Origin of the sequence: Dyadobacter sp. (assembly GCF_051859145.1) — a bacterium.
Lineage (GTDB): Bacteria > Bacteroidota > Bacteroidia > Cytophagales > Spirosomataceae > Dyadobacter.
This window is the reverse complement of the sequence record NZ_JBHYGF010000454.1, coordinates 1-3,047: the sequence shown is the minus strand read 5'-3', so window position 1 is coordinate 3,047 and position 3,047 is coordinate 1. Positions and strand designations below refer to the sequence as shown.

General features: G+C 51.3%; 1 protein-coding gene. It reads left to right on the top strand.

Features of this window, described 5'->3' with window-relative positions; genetic code table 11:
- The coding region (locus ACTIE6_RS21710; RefSeq protein WP_439558625.1) for a SusC/RagA family TonB-linked outer membrane protein at positions 1 to 3,047 on the top strand (3,047 nt) is incomplete at both ends.

Below are 3,047 nucleotides of genomic sequence, written 5' to 3'. Positions count from 1 at the left end.
CCGGCAAGGTAACCGACGGACCAACACCCCAGGGTCTTCCAGGCGTGAACGTAGTTGTGAAAGGAACGCAGGTAGGAACTGTAACCGACGCCGATGGAAATTTCAGCATCAGTGTTCCGGAAAATAGTACCACCTTGGTATTTTCCTATGTGGGATACCTCGCCCAGGAAATTGAGATCGGTACGAGAAGCGCCATTGATGTGCAGCTGAAAGCCGATGCCAAGTCTCTGAACGAAGTGGTTGTAGTCGGTTACGGGACCCAGAAGAAGGTAAACCTGACCGGCGCCGTAGACCAGGTTGGCCAGGAAGTACTCCGCAACCGCCCGATTACCAATGTGGCCCAGGGACTTGTCGGTGCGGTACCAAACCTGAACCTGAAAATGCTCGACGGTAAGCCAACCCAGTCGCCTGCATTTAATGTGCGCGGTACCACGTCAATCGGCCAGCGCGGGAATGCACTTGTGCTTATAGACGGCGTGGAAGCGGATCCCCGCTTTCTGAACCCCAACGATATCGAAAGCATTTCGGTGTTGAAAGACGCAGCCTCAGCGTCAATTTACGGCGCGCGGGCTGCATTCGGCGTGGTACTGATCACGACCAAGTCTGCTGCCGAAGGCAAGACGACGGTTTCGTACTCAGCCAATTATTCGGTAAAGTCGCCTACCGAGGTGCCCGACAACATTGTGGAATCGTACCCGTGGGCGCAAGGTTTCAGCGACGCCTGGTCGCGCTGGAACGATAATGGAAATACGCCAACCGCGATTAACAAGACGATCAGCTTTTCACCGGCGTACCTCGCAGAGATTAAAAGAAGATGGGAAGATCCTTCTCTGCCGCGATTTGAAGTGGATCCCAATACGGGCGAGTACCAGTATTTTTACAGTACAGACTGGTACCGGGAACTCTACAAGGAACGTTTCAGTGCGCACGACCATAACCTGTCTATTTCAGGCGGTAACGATAAAGCTACTTTCCTGCTGAGCGGACGTTACAATGGGCAAGGCGGCTTGTTCCGGTATAACACGGATACATACAATATGTACAACCTCCGTGCGAAAGGCAGCATTCAGGTAACACCCTGGCTGCGGATCGACAACAATACCGAGTACTCGACGATGAAATACCACCAGCCGATCAATGTTGGTGAGGGAAGTGGAATTTACCGCAACATTGCCGACGAAGGCCACCCGCTGGCACCGATGCTCAATCCGGATGGAACGCTTTCTTTCTCGGCTGCCTACACCGTCGGAGATTACTATATCGGGAAAAACGGGATTGACAACACACAGCGTTTCCTCAAAAACAAGGTTGCCGCCAAAGCCCAGTTTTTTGACAAAACACTTTCTGTTCGTGCTGACCTTACTTTCCAGAGTACCGACATTGGCAGTCAGCAAAACCGCGTACAGGTTCCTTACAGCCGCGCAAAAGGCGTGATCGGCTACACCGGAACAAATACCAATGATATCGAGGAAAGAAAACGGACTACCAACTACCTCGCGACCAACTTCTACGCTGATTATGTGAAGTCTTTTAACAATGCACACAACTTCACATTGCTGGCCGGTTTCAACTATGAGCAATCCAATTACAGCAATTTGACGGCGCGCCGGAACGGGCTGGTGTATGCAGATGCAGACGATATCAACCTGGCATTGGGACAAAGCATTGTAACTACGGGTGGTTTGCAAAAATGGGCGATTGCAGGTGGATTTTTCAGGCTGAACTACAACTTTCGCGAGCGTTACCTCCTGGAAGTGAATGGCCGCTATGATGGTTCTTCCAAATTCCCGACCAGTCAGCAATGGGCATTTTTCCCGTCGGTATCTGCCGGCTGGCGTATTTCGGAAGAGCCTTTCTGGAATGTAAACCCGAATGTATTTTCCAATTTGAAACTGCGCGCTTCCTATGGCTCATTAGGTAATGGAAATGTAGATCCTTACTCTTTCAACGAGAAATTCTCCATTTCGCAATCGGGCCGGGTAATCAACGGCATTCGTCCGCAGAGTACCCGCCAGCCGGGTGTTGTTCCCGACGGACTTACCTGGGAAACTTCCACGACGGGCAACGTAGGTCTGGAATTCTTCACACTCAAGAACAAGCTTTCATTTACCGGGGATATGTACCAGCGCCGCACTTCGGATATGTTTACAGTGGGGCCAACTGTGCCTAATGTTTTCGGTATCGAGGTTCCGAAAGGCAACTATGCAGACCTGAAAACAACAGGTTGGGAGCTGACAGTGGACTGGGCGGATCAGTTTAACCTGGCTTCAAAGCCATTTAAATACAACCTGAAATTTATGCTGGCGGATTCCTGGGCGATTATTACCAAATACAACAACCCGGACAAGAACCTGACCAACGTAAATAACCCGAACGAAAGCCAAAGGGAGTTTTACGAAGGTCAGCGCATTGGCGAGATCTGGGGTTATCAGGTGGAAGGATTGTTCAGGTCGGAAGCGGAGATCCAGGAATCACCTTCGCAAGCCAATATCCCGAATACAAATACGCGGAAAAACTATCCCGGTGATATTAAATTTAAAAACCTGGACGGCGACAACGTGATTTATCACGGGCTGAACAGGGTTGGCAACTCGGGCGATAAGCGGATCATCGGGAACTCCGAGCCACGCCGCACTTTCGGTATCAACTTGTCGGGCGACTGGAATGGAATCTTCCTGAGCGGACTTTTCCAGGGCGTGATGAAACAGGACTGGTACCCGTCGGCAGAGGCGCGTTTCTGGGGTCAGTACAACAGACCTTACAATGCATATCCCCGCTGGCACGAAGACAATATGTTCCGTCCCGAGTTAGGCAACTTCGATGCATATCTGCCCCGGCTGGTTGGCTACACAGCCCAGGGTACCGGCCGCGCATTGCAGGTGCCTAACGACCGCTTTTTGCAGAATGCGGGGTACATCAGGCTGAGAAACCTGCAAGTGGGCTACAACATTCCGCAGCGTATTGTGGATAAAATCCATGCACGCGATCTCAGGGTATACCTGTCTGCAGAAAATCTCTGGACCTGGTCTCCGATGTACAAATGGACA